11 protein-coding genes and 1 pseudogene are annotated in these 19109 nt (G+C 42.8%); 2 read left to right on the forward strand and 10 right to left on the reverse strand.

Annotated elements, in window-relative coordinates; translation table 11 throughout:
* The first annotated feature begins 12 nt into the window (after window positions 1-12).
* Window positions 13-1530, forward strand: coding sequence for an arylsulfatase (locus MED222_RS11905; protein ID WP_032555243.1), 1518 nt, complete (start codon window positions 13-15; stop codon window positions 1528-1530).
* A gap of 67 nt (window positions 1531-1597) precedes the next feature.
* On the opposite strand, the gene MED222_RS11900 is transcribed toward MED222_RS11905, so the two are convergent.
* Together MED222_RS11900 and MED222_RS11895 are read right to left on the reverse strand one after the other, a co-directional pair.
* Entirely contained in the window at window positions 1598-2512 is a 915-nt protein-coding gene (locus MED222_RS11900) for a LysR family transcriptional regulator (protein ID WP_009846875.1), read from the reverse strand.
* A 193-nt stretch (window positions 2513-2705) separates the two neighbouring features.
* Complete coding sequence (locus tag MED222_RS11895; protein WP_032555212.1) at window positions 2706-3617, reverse strand: LysR family transcriptional regulator; 912 nt, start codon at window positions 3615-3617, stop codon at window positions 2706-2708.
* Between the two features lie 214 nt (window positions 3618-3831).
* On the opposite strand from MED222_RS11895, the gene MED222_RS11890 reads away from it, so the two are divergent.
* Entirely contained in the window at window positions 3832-5091 is a 1260-nt protein-coding gene (locus MED222_RS11890) for an adenylosuccinate synthase (protein WP_009846877.1), read from the forward strand.
* Window positions 5092-5304: 213 nt separating this feature from the next.
* Here the strand turns inward: MED222_RS11890 and MED222_RS11885 are convergent, their stop codons facing one another.
* The 8 genes and pseudogenes from MED222_RS11885 to MED222_RS11855 all read right to left on the reverse strand — a co-directional run bounded on the left by MED222_RS11885 (window position 5305) and on the right by MED222_RS11855 (window position 18816).
* On the reverse strand, window positions 5305-6153 hold the full coding sequence (locus MED222_RS11885) for an HNH endonuclease (protein WP_009846878.1): 849 nt from the start codon (window positions 6151-6153) through the stop codon (window positions 5305-5307).
* Window positions 6153-6863 carry an OmpA family protein gene (locus MED222_RS11880; RefSeq protein ID WP_009846879.1) on the reverse strand — a complete coding sequence of 237 codons (711 nt, stop codon included), beginning with the start codon at window positions 6861-6863 and terminating at the stop codon, window positions 6153-6155. The genes MED222_RS11885 and MED222_RS11880 overlap by 1 nt, the downstream gene beginning before the upstream one ends.
* A 2-nt stretch (window positions 6864-6865) precedes the next feature.
* The gene (locus tag MED222_RS11875) at window positions 6866-8425 is read right to left on the reverse strand and encodes a hypothetical protein (RefSeq protein WP_009846880.1); all 1560 of its coding nucleotides are present in this window, start codon (window positions 8423-8425) and stop codon (window positions 6866-6868) included.
* A gap of 65 nt (window positions 8426-8490) precedes the next feature.
* Window positions 8491-11802 (reverse strand): type I restriction endonuclease subunit R, encoded by a 3312-nt coding sequence (locus tag MED222_RS11870; RefSeq protein WP_009846881.1) that lies wholly within the window; start codon window positions 11800-11802, stop codon window positions 8491-8493.
* Window positions 11803-12063: 261 nt separating this feature from the next.
* Complete coding sequence (locus MED222_RS11865; protein ID WP_009846882.1) at window positions 12064-13317, reverse strand: restriction endonuclease subunit S; 1254 nt, start codon at window positions 13315-13317, stop codon at window positions 12064-12066.
* A pseudogene (locus MED222_RS21505) lies at window positions 13307-14951 on the reverse strand (N-6 DNA methylase). Before MED222_RS21505 ends, MED222_RS11865 begins: the two are co-directional and overlap by 11 nt.
* Before the next feature lie 128 nt (window positions 14952-15079).
* Window positions 15080-17086, reverse strand: coding sequence for a UvrD-helicase domain-containing protein (locus MED222_RS11860; protein ID WP_009846885.1), 2007 nt, complete (start codon window positions 17084-17086; stop codon window positions 15080-15082).
* Window positions 17086-18816: a DEAD/DEAH box helicase gene (locus MED222_RS11855; protein WP_009846886.1), complete on the reverse strand. Its 1731-nt coding sequence runs from the start codon at window positions 18814-18816 to the stop codon at window positions 17086-17088. The genes MED222_RS11860 and MED222_RS11855 overlap by 1 nt, the downstream gene beginning before the upstream one ends.
* Between the last annotated feature and the right edge of the window lie 293 nt (window positions 18817-19109).

Below are 19109 nucleotides of genomic sequence, written 5' to 3' on the forward strand. Positions count from 1 at the left end.
ACCGTGTTAGCAATGAGCGCACTCAGCGTTGCTCAAGGCGTCGCTGCGGCAGACCAACCGAACATTCTTGCTATCTGGGCAGATGATCTTGGTTACTACAACACTAGCGCATACAACCGTGGAATGATGGGCTATGAAACGCCGAACATCGATCGTATTGCTAATGAGGGTGCTATTTTTACGGATATGTACGCACAACAATCTTGTACGGCTGGCCGTGCTTCGTTCGTGACGGGTCAACACCCATTCCGTACCGGCCTACTTACTATCGGTATGCCAGGTTCTGCACACGGGATTCCTGACTGGGCTCCTACCATTGGTGATGCTCTTAAAGAAGAAGGTTACGCAACGGCACAATTCGGTAAAAATCACTTAGGCGATCAAGACAAACACCTTCCTACAAACCATGGTTTTGATGAGTTCTTTGGTAACCTTTACCACTTAAACGCGGAAGAAGAGCCTGAAACCTACTTTTATCCTAAAGACCCAGAATTCAGAAAGAACTACGGGCCTCGCGGCGTTATCAAAGCAACCTCTGATGGCAAAATCGAAGATACGGGTCCACTGACTCGCGCTCGTATGGAGAACATCGATGAGGACTTTACCGAAGCCGCTATCACGTTCATGGAGAAATCTGTAAAAGAAGATAAGCCGTTCTTTATCTGGTACAACTCGACTCGCATGCACGTTTGGACTCGTCTGAACGAACATTACAGCGGTATTTCGGGTCAAGGCATCTACGCTGATGGTATGGCTCAATTAGACGACAACGTCGGCGCGTTGCTTGATACTCTTGAACGCTTAGAGGTTGCTGACAACACTATTGTTATCCTTTCTACTGATAACGGTGCAGAGAAGTTCACATGGCCTGACGGTGGTACATCTCCTTTCCACGGTGAAAAAGGCACAACTTACGAAGGCGGCATGCGTGTTCCACAAATCGTGAAATGGCCTGGTGTAATCGAACCTGGCTCTGCGGTTAATGCGCTAATGTCTCAAGAAGACTGGTTACCTACACTAGCTGCTGCTGCCGGTAATGACTCTATCGTTGAAGACCTTAAAGAAGGTATTTCTCTAAATAATAAAGATTGGCGTGTTCACTTAGATGGCTCAAACTTTATACCATATTTTGAAGGAGAGGCTGAAAAGTCACCCCGTGAAACTATCTTTTACTTCTCTGCAAACGGTGACTTCAATGCGCTTCGTTGGAACGATTGGAAAGCAAGCTTCGCTGTGATGGAAGGCACAATGCAATCGGCTATCCGTCAAGCTCCAGCTTGGGCTTCAATTACGAACCTACGTATGGACCCGTTTGAAACCGCAGCGAAAGAATCTGGTATGTACACTCGTTGGATGGTAGACAACATGTGGTTATTCGTACCAATGTCTCAAGAAGTGATTAAGTTCATGGGCTCTCTAAACGATTACCCAATGCAACAAGGCCAAGGCTTCAGTGCCGCAGAGATCAATTACAACACGCTAAAAATGCAAAAGCTAATTCAGCAAATGCAAGCACAAAACGCCAAATAGCGGAGCAAGGGTTAAACAGCGGAGCAACAGCTAGATAACCCGGCTAACGACCATTAAAGATAACTGACTAATTAAAGCCCCACTGGGGCTTTTTTTGTGAGGCATCAACAATCTTTTTTCTAAACCATGAATGCGCCATATCTGCATTACGACTCTTGTGCCACACCAGATATTCAGTACCAAGATCCGATTCAAACGGTAAAGGCGACAGCTTAAAATCATCCAGCAAGCCATACCTTTCAAGTATCGATTTCTGACTAATACAAAGCCAATCCGTCCCTCTTACCATATCAAGCATTTCAAATGGGCCAGGCGCCTTTCGTGCAACCTTTCTACTTTTCGCATACTTACTGGTTTTGGTTAACGGCGATTCTTTTGTATCCCACATACTATGAAGAACATGCTTCTCTTCAAGGTATTCTTCCAACGTAATCTCGTTCCCTAATCTAGGGTGGTTTTTATCATAAGCAACCACCATAGGTTCGTTAGAGAGCTGAATACATTCCATTGCCGGATCGTTGATAGGCGTATGGACTATACACAAATCATATCGGTGTTGGCGAAGGTCTAGAACGATGTCTGCGGTATAGTAAGGGTCAATATGAAGACCGATATCTGGTGTTTCCGCATAGAGAATATCGGATACACGCTTCATCAATGAATAAGTTGCACCACTAATACAAGCGACATTAAACGACCTTTCAATTTTTGTTGGGTCGAACTTTCGCTTACTCGGGAAAGTCGATTCAAAGGCATCGTAGGCCTGTTTTATCTGAGGGTAGATGTCATAACAAAAACTGCTCGGTCTATAGCCTTCCTTTGTTTTTACAAACAACGGGTCATCATAGGTTTCTTTTAGTCGGTTAAGCGCCTTACTAATTGCGGGCTGAGTAACGCCAAAACGTTTCGCGGTATTCGAGATAGAGAGCTCTTCCATCATGACAACAAAATACGGGATCAGACTAAAATCAGTGTTTTTCATGTTCTATTTACCAAACTAGCGTACTAAATTAACTTTCATATCATTGAATTATACCGTATCAACCAAGCACTTCATTAGCGACCCTTTTATTTTGGGAAGTCACCTACGAATTAACATGCTAGAAACGATGATTAACAGAACACAAAAAGCCCACACTTGGCAGGCTCAGGTAACTCAAAGTCAGTGATGGCGTTTATTTGTTTTGTAACAGAGTAATCTCATCATTCACCCAACCTAATAACTGCTTGGTCGCTTTAGACAAGACTTGGTTCTGCCTCACGATATAGCCAAGGCTCGTACTAGAGAAGTTCGTTAATGGTGTCACTTTTGATTTCAAATGCTGCTTAGTGGATATCGCAAACTCAGGAATGATGGCGACACCAAACCCAGCTTCTGCCCAGTCGATTTGAGCGTCAACACTCCCTACTTCCATGACTCTATGATTGGGTAGATTAAGGCTTGGTAAACCTTCATCAATGAAGTCGCGAGTTCTCGTATCGTGGCCAAGTAGAATCAAGGTGAGTTCCGTATCTACATCGTGATTTTCAAACTCGTTTTCTAACTTGCTATCAGAGTCTTGCATGTCGAGCCCATCGCCTAACGCACACCATGAAAGCTCTTGAAGCTTAGTAAAATAGAGCGACTCGTTGTGTTGCTCTTTGGCAATCACAAAACCAAGATCCGCCTGAGCGTTTTTAACTAAACTCGATGCCTGAGATGACGTGGTGTTCAACAAGGTAAGGTCAATACCCGGATACTGCGCTTTGAACTTCTGAAAAGGACGGATCAATAAGAATCGAGAAATGATGTCACTCACAGCGATGGTTAACGTCCCTATTTTGAGATCGTTAATCGCATTGAGATCGGCCTGACAAATCTGCAGTTCGAGTAACGTTCTTAGGCTTGTCTCTAACAGCCTTTCACCTGCTTGAGTCAGTTGAAACGGACTTCGCTCTATCAACTTAATGCGTGTTTGTTGTTCCAGTTGTTTTAGGTGCAAACTCACATTGGGTTGTGTCATATGGAGTGCGTTGGCAGCTTTTCCGAAATGCTTATATTCCGCTAGCGTCACAAACGTCTTCAACAAATTGATATCCAGCATCATGTCCTCTCTCTTGTCACTTACATCATCCTCAAAAGCGAGGGATACCCCCACATCGTCATTCCCTACAGTGAGGGACGAACGCAATAGGGGATCTTGCTTATAGGTTAAGACCTTAAGGATATATGAAATCCTTATCAAGATAATAAAGATAATTAATTTCTCTTATCCACTTTATAGGCCTACCATGACTTCTCAATCAGTCAGGAGAAAAATTATGCCATCTATCGTTGTTGTGGGCGCAAACTGGGGTGACGAAGGCAAAGGCCGTATCGTTGATTTTTTAGCAGACCAAGCTTCTGCTAGCATTCGCTTTCAAGGCGGAAACAATGCCGGCCATACCGTAGTAAACGACTTCGGTACATTCAAACTGCATCAACTGCCTAGTGGTATTTTTAATCCTGATTGTACGGCAGTTCTTGGCCCTGGCATGGTGATCAGCCCTGCTGCGCTAACTCAAGAAATTGCAGAAGTACAAGCAGCTGGCATAAAAGTGAAAATGGCGATTTCAGACCGTGCGACACTTTGTCTACCTTTACACGCGCTTGAAGACACACTTGAAGAAGAACGTTTAGGCGATGGTGCTTACGGTTCAACACGTCAAGGTATTGCACCCGCTTACGGCGATCGTGTGATGAAGAAAGGCATTCTTGTTGGCTGGTTGAATCAACCTGAAATTTTGGAGCAACGCATTCAATTCTTACTTGATTGGAAGATGCCTCAACTTAAAGCGCTATACCCACAATGTGACTTCTCTCAGACTGCTTCTGAAATGACAGAATGGTTACTTGAAGTGACTAAAGCTTGGCGCCCATTCATTTGCAACGTAACTGAGCCGCTTAAAGCACTGCAATCGCAAGACGCGAACTTACTGTTCGAAGCTCAGTTAGGTGCAGGCCGTGACCTTGTTTACGGTGAATACCCTTGGACGACATCTTCAAATGTAACCGCTGCATACGCGGGTATCGGTAGTGGCTTACCTGCCCTTCGCCCCGAGCGAGTTATTGCTGTTGCTAAATCGTTCAGCTCATCTGTAGGTACTGGTACGCTAGTGACTGCAATGGAAGAGCAAGACAGCTTCCGCGAAAGCTCTAACGAATACGGCGCAACAACAGGCCGCCCACGTGATATGGGTTACTTCGACGCGGTAGCAACTCGCAACGGTGTTGACCTGCAAGCTGCAACGGAAATCGCACTGACTAAGATTGACTGCCTGTCTGGTTTGTCTGAACTTAAGATCTGTACCGCTTACTCAGGAGAGCACACTGAGAACCCGATTTGGCCACAAACGGCTGAACTAAAGCCTGTATATGAAGATATGGCTGGCTGGGATGAAGACATCACTGGCTGCCGCACGTTTGAGAGCCTTCCTCAAGCAGCACAAGATTACGTTACGCGTATCGAAGAGTTGATGGGCGTGCCAATCGTGATGGTATCAGTAGGTCCAGAGCGCGAACAAATGATCATTCGAGGTTAGAGCTCTACTCAAGTATTTCAGCTAAAGCGGTTGTTTAGGCTGAAATACTCATTGATAAAAATCAAGTATCACCAATTTTAACTTTTCTGAACGATAAAGCTCGATTTAACAGTTTTTTATACACGTCGCCGAAATAGGCACTGCATTCATAGAGTTTGCACTTCCTCACTAAAAAGTCCGCATCAACCCTCTTATAAAACCAACTAGAAAGGCCTAAGTACTTGCGCACCTTAGTTCTTTCAGGTCAGACAACTCTTCCTCTGAAAGCTTTATATTGCCGTGGTTAGGTTGTTTACTGTGGCACTCCTTGCAAAGTGCCATCAGATTTCTAACAGAATTATTCGACTTCACACCATCGATATGATGGGTATGCAGCAACGTTTTACGCGTTACTAAAGAGACTCTACATTGCTCACAGCAGTATTGCTGGCTCGCTCTATAGCTAATGCTCATCTCGCGCCAATTCCCCGCATAAGAGAATGAACTGTATTCAGCGAGCCTTATCGGTAGATATTCATCGGGAAAGTAGCAATCACGCTTTTTTAAAAACTCAACAAGATCAAACTCGCGACAAATACGTTCCTTTTCACTCTCACCTTTCGCTAACAAATAAGGTCTGAATTTTAACTCCCTCATACACGACTTACACACGCAAAGCATGGCTTCAGCTTGTTTCCCCTTACTATCAGAAATTGGCATAAGCTCGTTGGTATATTGCAACGCAACAAATCGACCAAATCGATTCTGTTTTTTTTCGATTTGGACTGTAGAGCAATTAGTTAAATGGTATTTTTTTCCATGCGTATAGGGGTCTTTAGTTACAAGTTCCAGATCAACATGCTCCTTTATATAAACAATTACTCCATGTCCATCGTAATGAAATAAGTCGTTGTAAACGGAAACCTCTTTATCAAATTCTCCGATCACTCGCGCGTGCTGATAGTTTTCTAATACTCTCGAATAATCGACAGGCTCAAAGCTTATCGATACTAACTTTTTGGGCGGTGAAGAAGTAATTCCTTCAACGAGGGCACTAAACTCTCTCAAATCCAAATCCAGCATTATAGCTTCTCCAAAATCTCTTTGGCTTTGATTTCCGATTTAGTTATGACCTTAAATGACACTCTTCGAGAACGACTTGAATCTTCTTTACCAGTTGCATGAAAACGCAGTTGAGCAGGCCCATAACCTAATGCCGCGAGCTTTTTCATCACCCAACTGCCATGCTGCTCCAATATCCCGTCAAAGTTCACTACCTTTTCGAATACAGCACTCGCTCTATTCTGAGATAACATCATATTCTGTTTGTATGCCTCAAATGAGTTCAAACCCTCCCAATAAGAAGAAGTATGTCCTTCAATCTGAATTGCTTGAATATCATCTTGGTATTGCTCTAGCACATTAATGTAACGAGGGAAGAACACTTTCAGAGTACTCAGTAACGCGGGAGATAATTCGGATTCTGAAGATACAAAGTGATAGGGTTTAGCATAAAAATCAATACTAAGCGATTTATCCGCCGCAAGCTCCACTTGCCATTTATCGAAATCTTGCGTGAATTCCTTTTCTAGAGCTTGGTGAATACGAACTTGGGCTTCACTAATAGTTATGTCCATTGCCTTTATCACGCGTTTTTCCACATCAATACGATTCATCAAGGCGACACTAATAAGCAAGAAGATCACCATCAAACCTGCCATTAGATCAGATACCGAGAGCCAATGACTCGATTCTGAACTTTCTGCGTCTGGACTAAATAAATCTTGATGCATGGCTATACCATCTCTTCATGTTCAATACTTTTACGAGTAAATTCTTGCTCATATTGGCGATAGTTTTCAGAAAATTGCTGAGTAATTTGAACCAAACCACTACCTAAATCCGTCAACACTCGACTCAGCTTATCCTGAATCCCTTGCTCAAACTCCTTTGAGTTATCAAGCAAACTTTGATTGATGTGCTCACCCACTTTTAACGCAGATTTGGTTTGCATCTCCACTAACTGTTTGATTTGCTCAATTAACAACTCGTGATGCTCACTTGCAAAGTCGCTACTTTTGGAAAGCTGTTCTCGATGCTTTTTCATAAGTTCTTTGTCAACGTGTACTAATGTGTCACCAATGTTCTTAACATCACTCTTTGTACCTTTAACTAATGAACTCAGCTGGCTATTTAGATCATCAACCGAATCTTTTAGCGTATTCTTAATCGACTCAGCAGCTGAAGAGAACTCGTGACTAATCGTCGCTACTTGCCTATGCGCATCGTTAATTTCACCCTTTATCTCATTAGAAACATTTGAAAAATCACTACTAAGCTGTTTCGCATTGTTTTGCAAAGTAGAAGAAGCTGAACGAGCACCACTTTCCATGCTAGTACACACCTTGTCTAAAGAGCTATTGACTGTTTTGCACAATTCATCCATCTTCCCCTCAATATCAGGTATAGCGGAAAGTGCATGTTGACGCATTTCAGCAAATACGGATATCCGCTCGTCTAGTTCATTCAATTGGTTCTGCCAGACATCCGTCGTATTCTCTAAGTTGCTCATCGCACTCGGTATGACTTGAGTGTGTGATGCAATATTCTCTAGCGCTACTTCTGTCGCACTTACACTCTCGACAGCGCTCTCAAATGCATCCGTCAGTTGCGCCACTTGTTGTTTATAGTTACTTTGCCATTCGAGTAGCTTTACAACCGAATCATCGAGCCTTTGGAAATTTGAACCAAACTGTCCAACAAGCCCTTTGTTAAAATCTTTAATCGCTTCATTTAACGACTCAGCAATTTGCTGAGAAGTTTGCTGTGAAAGAGAGGAGGAAAAGTCGCGTAATTCTTGGCTGAGTAAGTCGAAATTCTGTTGACTCTCTTTATTTCCTTGCTCAGTCGCTCTTGTCATTTTTTTTAACTCAGACAAAATCGCATTTTGGCTAGAGTCATTATTTTTGTTTCCTTCTTTTAATACCTGATGCATTTGGTTTGCTGTGACAACACTACGGTTTTTATCAAGCTTTAAATGAATGATCCCCTTCAATACTATTGAACCAAGCATACCAAAGATACTGGACCAAAAGGCGAGACTAAGACCATCTAGTAAGGAAGAAATACTATTGTTTAGATCGTTCGGGTCAAACGAAAGTAACCCTATCGCGATCCCTAAGAAGGTAAAAAACACCCCACCAGTGGTTAAATAGCTTGGAAATTGGCGAACTAAGTTAGAAGGCTTTTCCTGATATATCAGCCGAAATCCCATACCAAATGTTACCACCAAAATACCACACGATATCTTTAACACTGTGTTTGGATCGAGGCTCAATAAAAACTCTATAAACATAAAACATCCTTGCCAAATTAACGTTTAGAGCTAGAAATGCTCCATTCTTAGTGGGTGACTAGTTATCACCCATTCTTCTTATAATTCTCAGCCTGCTCTAGCACGCCTTTGTAAACATCATCGTTCGCTACTGGTGGGAAGCCGTATTTGTGTAGCAGTAAGATTAAATCCACTTTCAACTTGGCTTTGATATCATCGCGCCCTGCCCAATCTGGATATTGGGCGACATTGTCTACCGTGGTTTTCATTTCCTTCGCCAATTCGAGCATCTTGTCATCGTCGTAAGTGAAATCGTATTTCTTGCGCATGTGATTCAAGATATCGAGGAACGCTTTCTCTTCTAGGTCGATGCCTAGGTCTTCAAACGAGCCCATTTCTTTCACGATATCAAAGATAATGTCGGTCATTTCTTGAGAGAAGGTATCGAACTCCTCACCATTCAACACATCATTTTCACGACGTTCGTTGTATTGCTCCACCAGCGATTGGAAGCGCTTAGAGAAGTTCATACCTTGTAGCTGGTTGACCTTTTTGAAGTCACTTATCGCCTTCTCTAGCAGCTTTTGAAGCAACTGAATTTTGGTGTTAGGCAGCTTTAGCTTATTGATACGAGCCAAGTAGTCTTCATCAAAAATATCGATAGCTTCGGCGTGTTCATCACCAATGGTAAAGATCTCTTCGACCCCATCGGCACGGAGTGCTTCTGCCACTAACTCACGAACACGCTTATTCATTTGTGCCGTGTCTGGTGCATCACCTTTGGTTAGCTTAAAGATAATAGAGCGTACTGCGATATAGAAGTGAATTTGGTCACGCTCTTGCTGAGATAACAATTCACTACCACAGCAAACATCATAAGCCGCCTTCATACGGCCCACTAAAGCCATGAATCGGGTTTCGCCTTTCTTGGTTTGAAGGATGTATTCTGCCGACTGATTAAGGCACTCTAGCTGCTTACACGGCTCTCCTGTGTAATAACCGGACGTATCGAACTTGTGGAACATCTGTCTTAACAGATCGAGATGGTTCTTCACCTCAATAACGGAAAAACGAATATCTTCAAAGTTAGTCTCATCAGCCTTTGAATACATCGCTAAGGCTTGATTCATTCGCGACTTGATACCAATGTAATCGACAACCAGCCCTTTCCCCTTGCCTTCAAACTTTCGGTTAACACGTGAGATAGTTTGAATCAGGTTGTGTTTCTGCAACGGCTTATCGATGTAGATCGTATCCAATTCAGGAACGTCAAAACCTGTTAGCCACATGTCGACTACAATGGCTATTTTGAAATTCGACTTAGGACTCTTAAACTGCTGGTCGAGCGATTTTCGATATTCCTTTGTCCCTAGCAGGCTGTACTGATCTGGGTCATCGTCTTTACCGCGCGTCATCACCATTTGCACCATCGCAAGTGGCTTTAACTCTTCTTTCTCTTTATCAGTCAGCCCCGAACCTTCAGAAAGAGCACCATCAATTGATAGCTTTTCCTCGAACCATTCTGGCTTTAAGATTTTGACTTGCTTATAAAAATCAAACGCGATTTCACGACTCGCACAGACAAACATCGCCTTGCCCTTTATCGTAGAACCTTCTTTAACTCGCCCTTCATAATGTTCAACAAAGTCTTTCGCCAAAGCTTCAATACGGTCAGGGTCGCCAAGAATCGCGTTCATATTGGCAGAAGCTTTCTTACTCTCTTCTATCTGATGTTCATTGGTGCCCGCTTCTGCGCACGCTTGGTAGTATTTCTCGACCTCTTCTAGCTTGCTGTTATCAAGAATGACTTTAGCTGCTCGGCCTTCATAAACAATACGAACCGTAATTTCATCATTAACCGATTCTGTCATGGTGTAGCTGTCTACTGCATGACCGAATACATCAAGGGTGGCATCTATTGGTGTTCCAGTGAAACCAACGTAAGTCGCGCTTGGTAGAGAATCATGTAGATACTTAGCAAAGCCGTATGTCTCTTTCACATCGACGGCTACACCATCTTGATACTTGATCACCACTTTCTTATCAAGGTTGACCTGTGAACGGTGCGCTTCATCAGAAATACAGATGATGTTTGTACGCTCTGAAAGCAATTCGATGTCTTCGGTGAACTTGTGGATGGTAGTCAGGAACACACCACCACTCTTGATGCCTTGTAGCTTATCTCTTAAATCTTGACGGCTTTTAACTGGCACCACCATCTCATCACCAATGTAATCAGAGGCATTACAGAACTGTTTAGAAAGCTGATCATCGAGATCATTACGGTCGGTAATAAGTACAATGGTCGGGCTTTCAAAATCGATGCTTTTCATCAATAGGCGAGATAGAAACTGCATGGTAAAGCTCTTACCACACCCTGTTGCACCAAAGTAAGTACCGCCTTTACCACTACCGTATGGCTTACGTTCTTTGTCGATGTTGTAGTAAAGCTTTCGCGCTGCGTAGTACTGCGGGTAACGACAACAGATTTTTATCTCTTTCTTAGAAGTATCAGGGAAGAAGACAAAGTTCTTCATCACATCAAGTAATCTAGTTTGGTTAAACAACCCGGCAATCATGGTGTAGAGGGAGTTAATACCCTCTTTTTCGGTAGACTCGTTGCCCGTTACTTTCCGCCATGCGTAGAAGAACTCATACGGCGCAAACAGGTTACCCATTTTGTTGTTCACACCATCACTGATGATGCACATCGCGTTGTAGACGAACAGCTTGGGAATATCACGGCGATAACGCACACAGATTTGCTTCCATGCATCAAAAATGGTCGCGTCTTTCTCTCGCACGGCACTTTTGAATTCAAACACCACCAGCGGCAAGCCGTTCACATAAAGGATGCCATCAGGGATTCGAACTTGTTCATCGACACCTTCAATCTCTAGCTGGTTAACGATTTTATAGATATTGGTGTCAGTCGCTTCTAACCGATTTGTTTCTAAGTACGTAACGTTACCTTCAGCAACTTTTCTATCAGAGTTGTCTGGTTTAGATTTATTCTCTAGCAACGGCACAAACATAAGGCGTAAGGCTTGTACCAAATGTCTTGTATCGATTAACTCAATATAGAGGTCTTTCTTTGAGCGATCTTCACGCTTAAACAAGAAGCCATTGGTTAGCCATTGGCAGAAGGTTTTATTGCTATGGTACAAATCACTGGCAGGCAACGTTGAGATCATACGGACAATTGTGTCGATTTCGCTCTCGGTTATACCATCGCCTCGGTACTGCTTGGCAAGGTAGCGTCGTAAGTCATCGACAATGAGTACTTGCTCTTTGTCTTCACGCGCTATTTGTTCACCCACTACGTGTGGGTAGCCTTGCTCACCTAATAGCTCAATAATGGCCTGTTCGAGTTTGGCTTCAGTAAATTTTAAGCTCATCGCCTTTTCCTACTGCTGTTTGACGTTGTTTGTTGTTTTCTAGATTGAGTTATTTGAGTTTGTTTTTGGCGCAAATCAGTTTTGTTCTGTCATCTGAGGTGTGTTTGATTCGTCACCTTAGGACTTCACCTTCGTCAGCTTAGAACCTCGCCTTCGTCATCTCAGAACCGAGGGACGAGGTATCTGAGATCTCGCTTTTCATCACCACCAAAAACGAGATTCCTGATAAGTTCGTCCCTCACTTTCTGGAATGACGAAAGGTTACTCTGCTAGTGCTTTAGCTTGTTCTACTTGCAGGTTTTCTAAGTCGATTTCGCCGGAAAGCAATTTAGGAAGTAGAGTGTCACGTAGCTTAGCCAGCACCTCATTCTCAAGGCGATTTTGATGAGCTTTCTTCAACATAGCTTCAGTAAGCTGCCAGAATTTTTGCGCAACATCCTTTGTAGGGATTACACATGGAGTGTCAGCAACAACTACAGGCTTAATAGCAGGGTATGCTCCACCATCAGCTAGACGAGCGTACTCGTCAATAGAGTCATCATTGGTAGTAGCTAGGTAAACAAACGATGTCCAACACTCTTCTTTTGGCGATAAAACAGCGAAGCCTGTGCTACCTGTAAGTGGTTGTTCTGTATCACCGATAAATGCAAAAGATCGATTTCCCGGACGTACAGTGCCAACAATGGTATCCCCAGAGTTCAAGATTCTTCTCGCTCGTGATGGCGCTTCACTGAAGTCATAACTTGTGACTGTTTCAATTACACCATTTTTTGTGTTTGCTAGGTCAACATAGTGAACTTGTTCGGGTTGGTTTTTCTTTGTCCATGACTTCGCATTTAGTTTGGCAATATCTGCAATCACGCCCTGACTCCAACCTTCAGGAATCAAACCCAGTTCAGACTCAACGAGCTTTTCTGGGAAAAGCGAGGCAACTTCTTTTAAAAGAAAAGGCGCATCCATCCCTTTTGGCTGTGCACCATTCATTTTAGCTTTAACTGGATCAAAATCGACAAACCAAGATTTGAACAGCGCTTGTGCCATTTGCTCTAGGGTTTGGTTGATTTGGTTGTTGAGGGTAATTTTTCTATCCAAATCTCGTAAATGAATAGCTAGCTTATTCTGGTATTTAGGACACTTGGGTAAAAGTACTTTAGCCCTATGAAGATCATTCCTATTTACCCCGGGTACAGCACCTTTGTCCGTATAGTCTTTATAAGATACGGTCTTCAAATAGTAATAGATAAATAATGGATCATTCCCTTTAAAATCCTTTACATAAAGCGTTGTATTTAAAGGCCAAAAATCTTCTTCTATATAAAAAACCTGCCCAATCGTGCCATATCGACCAGTTACAACACCTGGCGATTTTATTTTCACTTCATTGTGAAAACCGGAATGACCAGAGGAAGAAATAACAGGTACATTTCCATCAATTCGCTTTGTTTTCGGAAGGTCATATCCACGTTTGAGTTCAATGACATCACCCAACTCTGACTGTATCCACTCACTCCCCATAACCCAACACCTCCAAGTTACGACGAATCGCTTTATTCAGCTCTTGAGATTGATTCATTTGGCTGTATAAGGTTTGTGAAAGCTCACTCATCTTGGTTTCAAACGGAATGCCATCATCTTCTATGTCAGCTGCGCCAACATAGCGCCCCGGAGTCAATACAAAATCGTTAGCCTTGATATCAGCAATGGTCGCTGATTTGCTAAAACCTGCTTTGTCTTCATACTTCTCTACTTTGCCATCGCCACGTTCAATACGCGCTTTAAGTTCTGCTTCATCACAGCGCCATGCATGGTAAGTGTCAGCAATCAGCGCAATATCGTCTTTAGTCAACTCTTTGTTGGTGCGGCTAATCATGGCGCCCATTTCACGGGCATCAATAAACAAAGTCTCTTTTTGGCGGTTACGGAAACCTTTGGTGGTATTTTCGGTTTTGTCTTTAGTGATAAACCAAATGCACACAGGGATCTGCGTAGTAAAGAACAGCTGCCCCGGCAAAGCGATCATACATTCAACGCGATCGTTCTCGATTAGCTGCTGACGGATCTCACCTTCACCGGACGTGCTTGAACTCATTGAGCCGTTCGCCAAAACAAAGCCTGCTGTGCCTGTTTCGCTTAGCTTCGAGAGCATGTGCAAAATCCAACCGTAGTTGGCATTACCTGTTGGCGGTGTACGGTAGCCAGCAAAGCGCGCATCATCGGTTAACTCGGCTTCATTACGCCAACCTTTAAGGTTAAACGGTGGGTTAGCCATAATGTAATCGGCTTTTAAGTCTTTATGCTGGTCAGCAAAGAAGGTATCGGCTGCACGCTCACCCAAGTTGCCCGATAAACCGCGAATGGCTAAGTTCATCTTCGCCAGTTTATAAGTGGTCGAGGTCAGCTCTTGGCCATAAATAGCAATATCTTTGGTGCGCCCTTCGTGCTCTTTAATGAACTTTAAAGACTGAACAAACATACCGCCCGAGCCACAAGCCGGGTCGTAGATTTTGCCTTGGAAAGGTTCTAGCATTTCAGCTAATAGTGTTACCACTGACTTAGGCGTATAGAACTCGACCACCTTTGCCTTCGGTTGCTGCAAACTTACCTAGGAAGTATTCATAAACACGACCGACTAAGTCCTCTTCGCTCATGTCGCATTCGTTCGCCAGCGTATCGATGTTTTCAATGCTGTCGATAAGTGACGCCAGCTTTTTCACTTCCAAACCTTGACGCGAGAAGTAGTTGTCTGGCAGAGCGTCTTTCAAGCTTGGGTTGTTTTTTTCGATGGTTGATAGAGCGGTATCGATAATGATAGCGATATCATCTTGCTTAGCGCGCGCTTTAACAAATGACCAGCGCGCATCTTCTGGTAAAAAGAAGATATTGTCTTGTTGGTAGAACTCTTTCATCTCAACAAAAGCTTCTTGCCCGTCGTCTATCATCTTCTGACGGCGCGCTTCAAACTTATCGCTGATGAACTTTAAGAACACAAGGCTTAATACCACGTGTTTGTATTCAGATGACTCAACGCTGCCACGCAGCTGATTAGCGGTATCCCAAAGGGTCTCTTCAAAGCCTTTGGTCGCTTTTTTAGCTTTTGACGTAGGCTTAGCTTTTGAGGCGGGTTTCTTGTTAGCGGGTGCTTTTGCCATGTTCTTAATTACTCGAATAATGTAGGACTTGGCTCTGAACAGCGGAGCCAAGATTTATTGCGTGGTATTGTATCGTAAATGCGACTTTTTGCATTGATTAAGAGTTACTTATGATAAATAAATTGCAACTAAACTTGGGTAACTTCTCCCGTAATTTCAATATGTTTTTCAACGCTAACTGGAAACTCTTCAGTACTGAAAACAACTAACTTTTGCCCAGCCCTAGTCATTGCTACATAAAGTTTTCGCATTGATTCTTGCAGTACTTCTTCCCTTTCCGAATCGCTCAACTCTAGATTTTTAGGCTGGTTAATTATTTGACCACAGCCAAGAACAAACACCGTACCAGACTCCATACCCGTGCAACTATTGATATTAAGCAGTCTAACTTTGCTGCCTACGTTATCCGCTAACTCTTTGGAGTTGTTGTAGTTAATGACCTTGTTAGAACCAATTCGTTTTTCAATGTCTTGCTTTAGCGCCCATGGATTATACTCTGGGCTGCATAAAACCATGATCTGATGAAGAGCGACTGTTCCCGACTGCACCAGGACTGCGAGTTCGTTCAGGAACCTCTTTTTCTCATCTTGAGCATTTCGAGAATATATAATCTGAGGTTTGTGTCCTCTTGCCATTTTTTCATAGTCAGGCTTCACGTAATCTTCAGGGCTTCCTTCGAGATCATCGAGCAGAGCGTTAGCTGCGACCATTATTTCATAAGTCGTTCTGTAAGAATGATTCAAACGCTTAGTGCGCCCTCGAACATTCAAACCTACGCTCTTCCAGCTTAAACGGCTTTTTAAGAAACCTTGGTTAGGATCAGCACAAATAAATAATTGTCCCCCCGGCGTCAATGAGCGTTTAATTAACTGTAACCAAGATGGCGCGAAGAATTGAGCCTCATCAAGCAGTATGTGATCATACTGTTCAAGAGGTTTGTCTGATAGAGCCACTTCCTTGATATATAAACTCGGTAGGTACTTCTTAACCGACGACAATCGAGCAGAAAAATCAACATATAGCTGCCAAATATGTTCTCGCTGACTTTTTTGTAGTGCAAACCCACGACCCTGTCGATCGAATTCCAAGTACTCTTCTTTGTCTTTAATTAAATAGTCATTGATGTACTCTAGTTCGGACCAAATCTGCTCATCTGTTAACGATAGTTGCGTGTAAGCTTCATTTTTATCACTTAAAACGGTCTTCTTTTCTTCTTTCATATTCGCATCGCCAAATACTGGCTTAACACGCTGATGACTTTTACTGTACTGCTTTAGCGCAAATGAATGAAAGGTAGCAATTTCAAGGTTATCTGGTTTGCCTTTAAGCCAAGTTTCGAACCTGTATTTAATATCTTCCGTCACTGGCTTATTGTGTATCGCAAGAAGGACCTTTTTTCCCGGGTATTTTTTACAATACAAAACGGCACGATTAATTAAAATCAGAGTTTTCCCACTCCCAGCGACCCCATTTATCAACCTTACTGAAATGTCTTCCTGACCTTCTTCTTCAGAATCGACAGACTCAACCATATCTAGCCTAGTAGCCAATTCTTGATCGTAATCTAAAAAAAATGGGAGCAGCTTTGCGGTATTGTCTACGGAGGCTTTTCCTCGACGAGTACTACACTGCGCGGGAATAACCGACTCTGGAAAAAACGTGCGCTTGATTCGTGAATGTGAGTCGATTGTGAACTCGGTTAGTGCGGCGTGGATTAGTTTTTCACCACGCTCAATAAACGTTTTGTTCTCAATTATTTGTACATAATCAGAGAAAGAACTATTCACTTGGGGATAAGTATTAACTTGGAGAGAACCGTCAATTTGGAAAGTACTTTCTTCTTCCACAATCATATTATCGACGACAGCTAGATACTGAATAGGCTTTAAACCTAACGTCAACATCGAGTCATTAAACTTCAACAATTTAGAAAGACTAATACTATCTGGTTTCTCTGAATGGACTCCAACAAACACCCAACTATTGCAAGGACCCTCAATAATACAAGGAGCAACTTGTAAAGACTCTAATAATGACTCACGAATAAAAAATTCGTCATTGAGTTTATTGAATACCTTTTTGAAATGACGTCGATGCTTGCGGTCTAAGCCTGTAATCGTATCTATATGTGCCATTAATCTACTTCCACCTTATAGCAGTGACGAACCAGAGATTTATAATCTTCAATGTTTTGTCGCACCTTAGGATCATCCACCTGTTGCAGCATGCCTTCTGGGATTTCGGGACCTACAATAACCAACTTAGTCTGGGGTCTAGTAATGGCGACATTGAGACGTTCCGCTTGGAAAAAGAATTCAGCAATAGCGCTAATGTATTGCGGATCTGAGGAGCAAAATGAAACTATAATCATTTCCCGCTCCTGGCCTTGCATCCTTTCCACGGTATCCGTTACCACTAATTTTGATCCAAATATCCCCAACTTATCCTGAAGGCAAGACTTTAAAGCTTTGGCATGACCCCGAAACGGTGTAACGACACCTATCTCTTCAGCAGATAGACCCGCTTCAACAGCCGCGGTTATCAAATCGGCCACTAACGCCGCTTCTTTTCTATTCACACTTCGGGCATTGACCCCTGGAGTTTTGATAAATACAGAAGGTCGATCGCTAGAGAGGACGTCGGAATACTTGTGAGGTTTTTTAGGTAGAGAAAATGATGACAGCGTTGGTGGTCTTTTCGATTCTAATTCGCCCTTGTAATAACAGTTACTAGGCCATTCAGTTAAGGCTGGAGACATCCGATAAGTTTGGCTTAACAATACCGAAACCTTTTCATTGCCAATAATCATCTTAGAGAAAGCCGAACTGTCCTCAAGAACGGATTGAGAAAGTATCACAGGAGGAAGCTGCTTATGATCCCCAACGAATACAAATCGACACCCTTTTCTCATTGCCATTAACGCCAATGGAACAGTAATTTGGCTAGCTTCGTCAAAAATGATGGTGTCAAATGTAAAGCTTTCAAGTCGCTCACTACAGGTAGCAAAAGGTGTCGCACCAATCACATACCCAGTGTCCGGTATATCTTGCCATTTTGATGCGTATTCAAAATGCTGAACCTTGTCGCTCAGTGATTTCTTACCGCCACTCGCACAAATTTTTGCAACAGGAACCCCTTCCTCTACAATTTTATTGAGTGCATTATTGATCGCCATGTGGGTATGAGAAGTCATGAAAACTCTCTGCCCTGCCTCTACAAGAAGCTTGGCGATAATACTAATAACTTTTGTTTTACCCGTTCCGGGAGGACCTTGAATACACGCTAAGTATTTAGATGCGACACCAATACCAACAGCTTCACTCTGTTTTTCATTTAATCCTCGAGATTCGGCATAATCGGCAGCGTCATCAAAGTCTTCGTCATAAATCGTTTCCGTATTCAAATGTCCGGAAAGCATAGGCAGCAATACGTCTCTGCCGACTTTCGATGTTGCTACATCAGCCAAAGCTTTGTCATAAAACGGTTTTAAGTCCATGCCTGCAGGGTCGGCATAACATCCTTCACTTAGTTGTGGAAGTAAGCTTTGATCTACTTTGACTTTGAGCAACCACTCTCCATCGTTTTCAGCTTCAATCGCTACTTGACCAAACACTTTATGGTTACTTGGGTCACCAAGATGCAAACAAATCATGTCGCCTTCTCTAAAACGTGATTCATTATCACCCAATACGACTTCCAGATGATTAGACCCGGAACATCTTACTGACTCTATTCGTTGAGTTTCGCCTTTTAATAGTTTTTCTTCTAAAGGTTTCTTCCAAGTTTCTAGAAGTTTTTCCATGCTAGCTTCATGTTCTGCATACACAAAAGCTTGTAGTTCTTTTAATACCGAAGTGAGTTCCATACCTAGCTTACCAACGTGAATTTGTACTCAAAAATGAGAATATTCATCAATACGAATAAGCCAACCTTATTTTTTGAACGGTCATCACGTCAACTACACATTCACGAAACTGTTAATTACATCTCTTACTAGACGTAGATCGCTGCTTAGATTAACTATATTTCATTGGATAATGGTGAACTTTACAACGTGCTATGGGTTCTCTTGAAGCCAAAATATGACTAAGAGCTTGATACAACAAGGAATTACAGACACAAAAAAGCCCACACTAGGTGGGCTCTTTCGTATAATGT

The organism is Vibrio sp. MED222, from assembly GCF_000153005.1.
Classification (GTDB): domain Bacteria; phylum Pseudomonadota; class Gammaproteobacteria; order Enterobacterales; family Vibrionaceae; genus Vibrio; species Vibrio tasmaniensis_A.

Bases quoted from the DNA above. Each gene is read 5' to 3' on its own strand.
- MED222_RS11905 (WP_032555243.1), top strand. From the start codon at position 13: ATGAGCGCACTCAGCGTTGCTCAAGGCGTCGCTGCGGCAGACCAACCG.
- MED222_RS11900 (WP_009846875.1), bottom strand. From the start codon at position 2,512: ATGAAAAACACTGATTTTAGTCTGATCCCGTATTTTGTTGTCATGATG.
- MED222_RS11895 (WP_032555212.1), bottom strand. From the start codon at position 3,617: ATGATGCTGGATATCAATTTGTTGAAGACGTTTGTGACGCTAGCGGAA.
- MED222_RS11890 (WP_009846877.1), top strand. From the start codon at position 3,832: ATGCCATCTATCGTTGTTGTGGGCGCAAACTGGGGTGACGAAGGCAAA.
- MED222_RS11885 (WP_009846878.1), bottom strand. From the start codon at position 6,153: ATGCTGGATTTGGATTTGAGAGAGTTTAGTGCCCTCGTTGAAGGAATT.
- MED222_RS11880 (WP_009846879.1), bottom strand. From the start codon at position 6,863: ATGCATCAAGATTTATTTAGTCCAGACGCAGAAAGTTCAGAATCGAGT.
- MED222_RS11875 (WP_009846880.1), bottom strand. From the start codon at position 8,425: ATGTTTATAGAGTTTTTATTGAGCCTCGATCCAAACACAGTGTTAAAG.
- MED222_RS11870 (WP_009846881.1), bottom strand. From the start codon at position 11,802: ATGAGCTTAAAATTTACTGAAGCCAAACTCGAACAGGCCATTATTGAG.
- MED222_RS11865 (WP_009846882.1), bottom strand. From the start codon at position 13,317: ATGGGGAGTGAGTGGATACAGTCAGAGTTGGGTGATGTCATTGAACTC.
- MED222_RS11860 (WP_009846885.1), bottom strand. From the start codon at position 17,086: ATGGCACATATAGATACGATTACAGGCTTAGACCGCAAGCATCGACGT.
- MED222_RS11855 (WP_009846886.1), bottom strand. From the start codon at position 18,816: ATGGAACTCACTTCGGTATTAAAAGAACTACAAGCTTTTGTGTATGCA.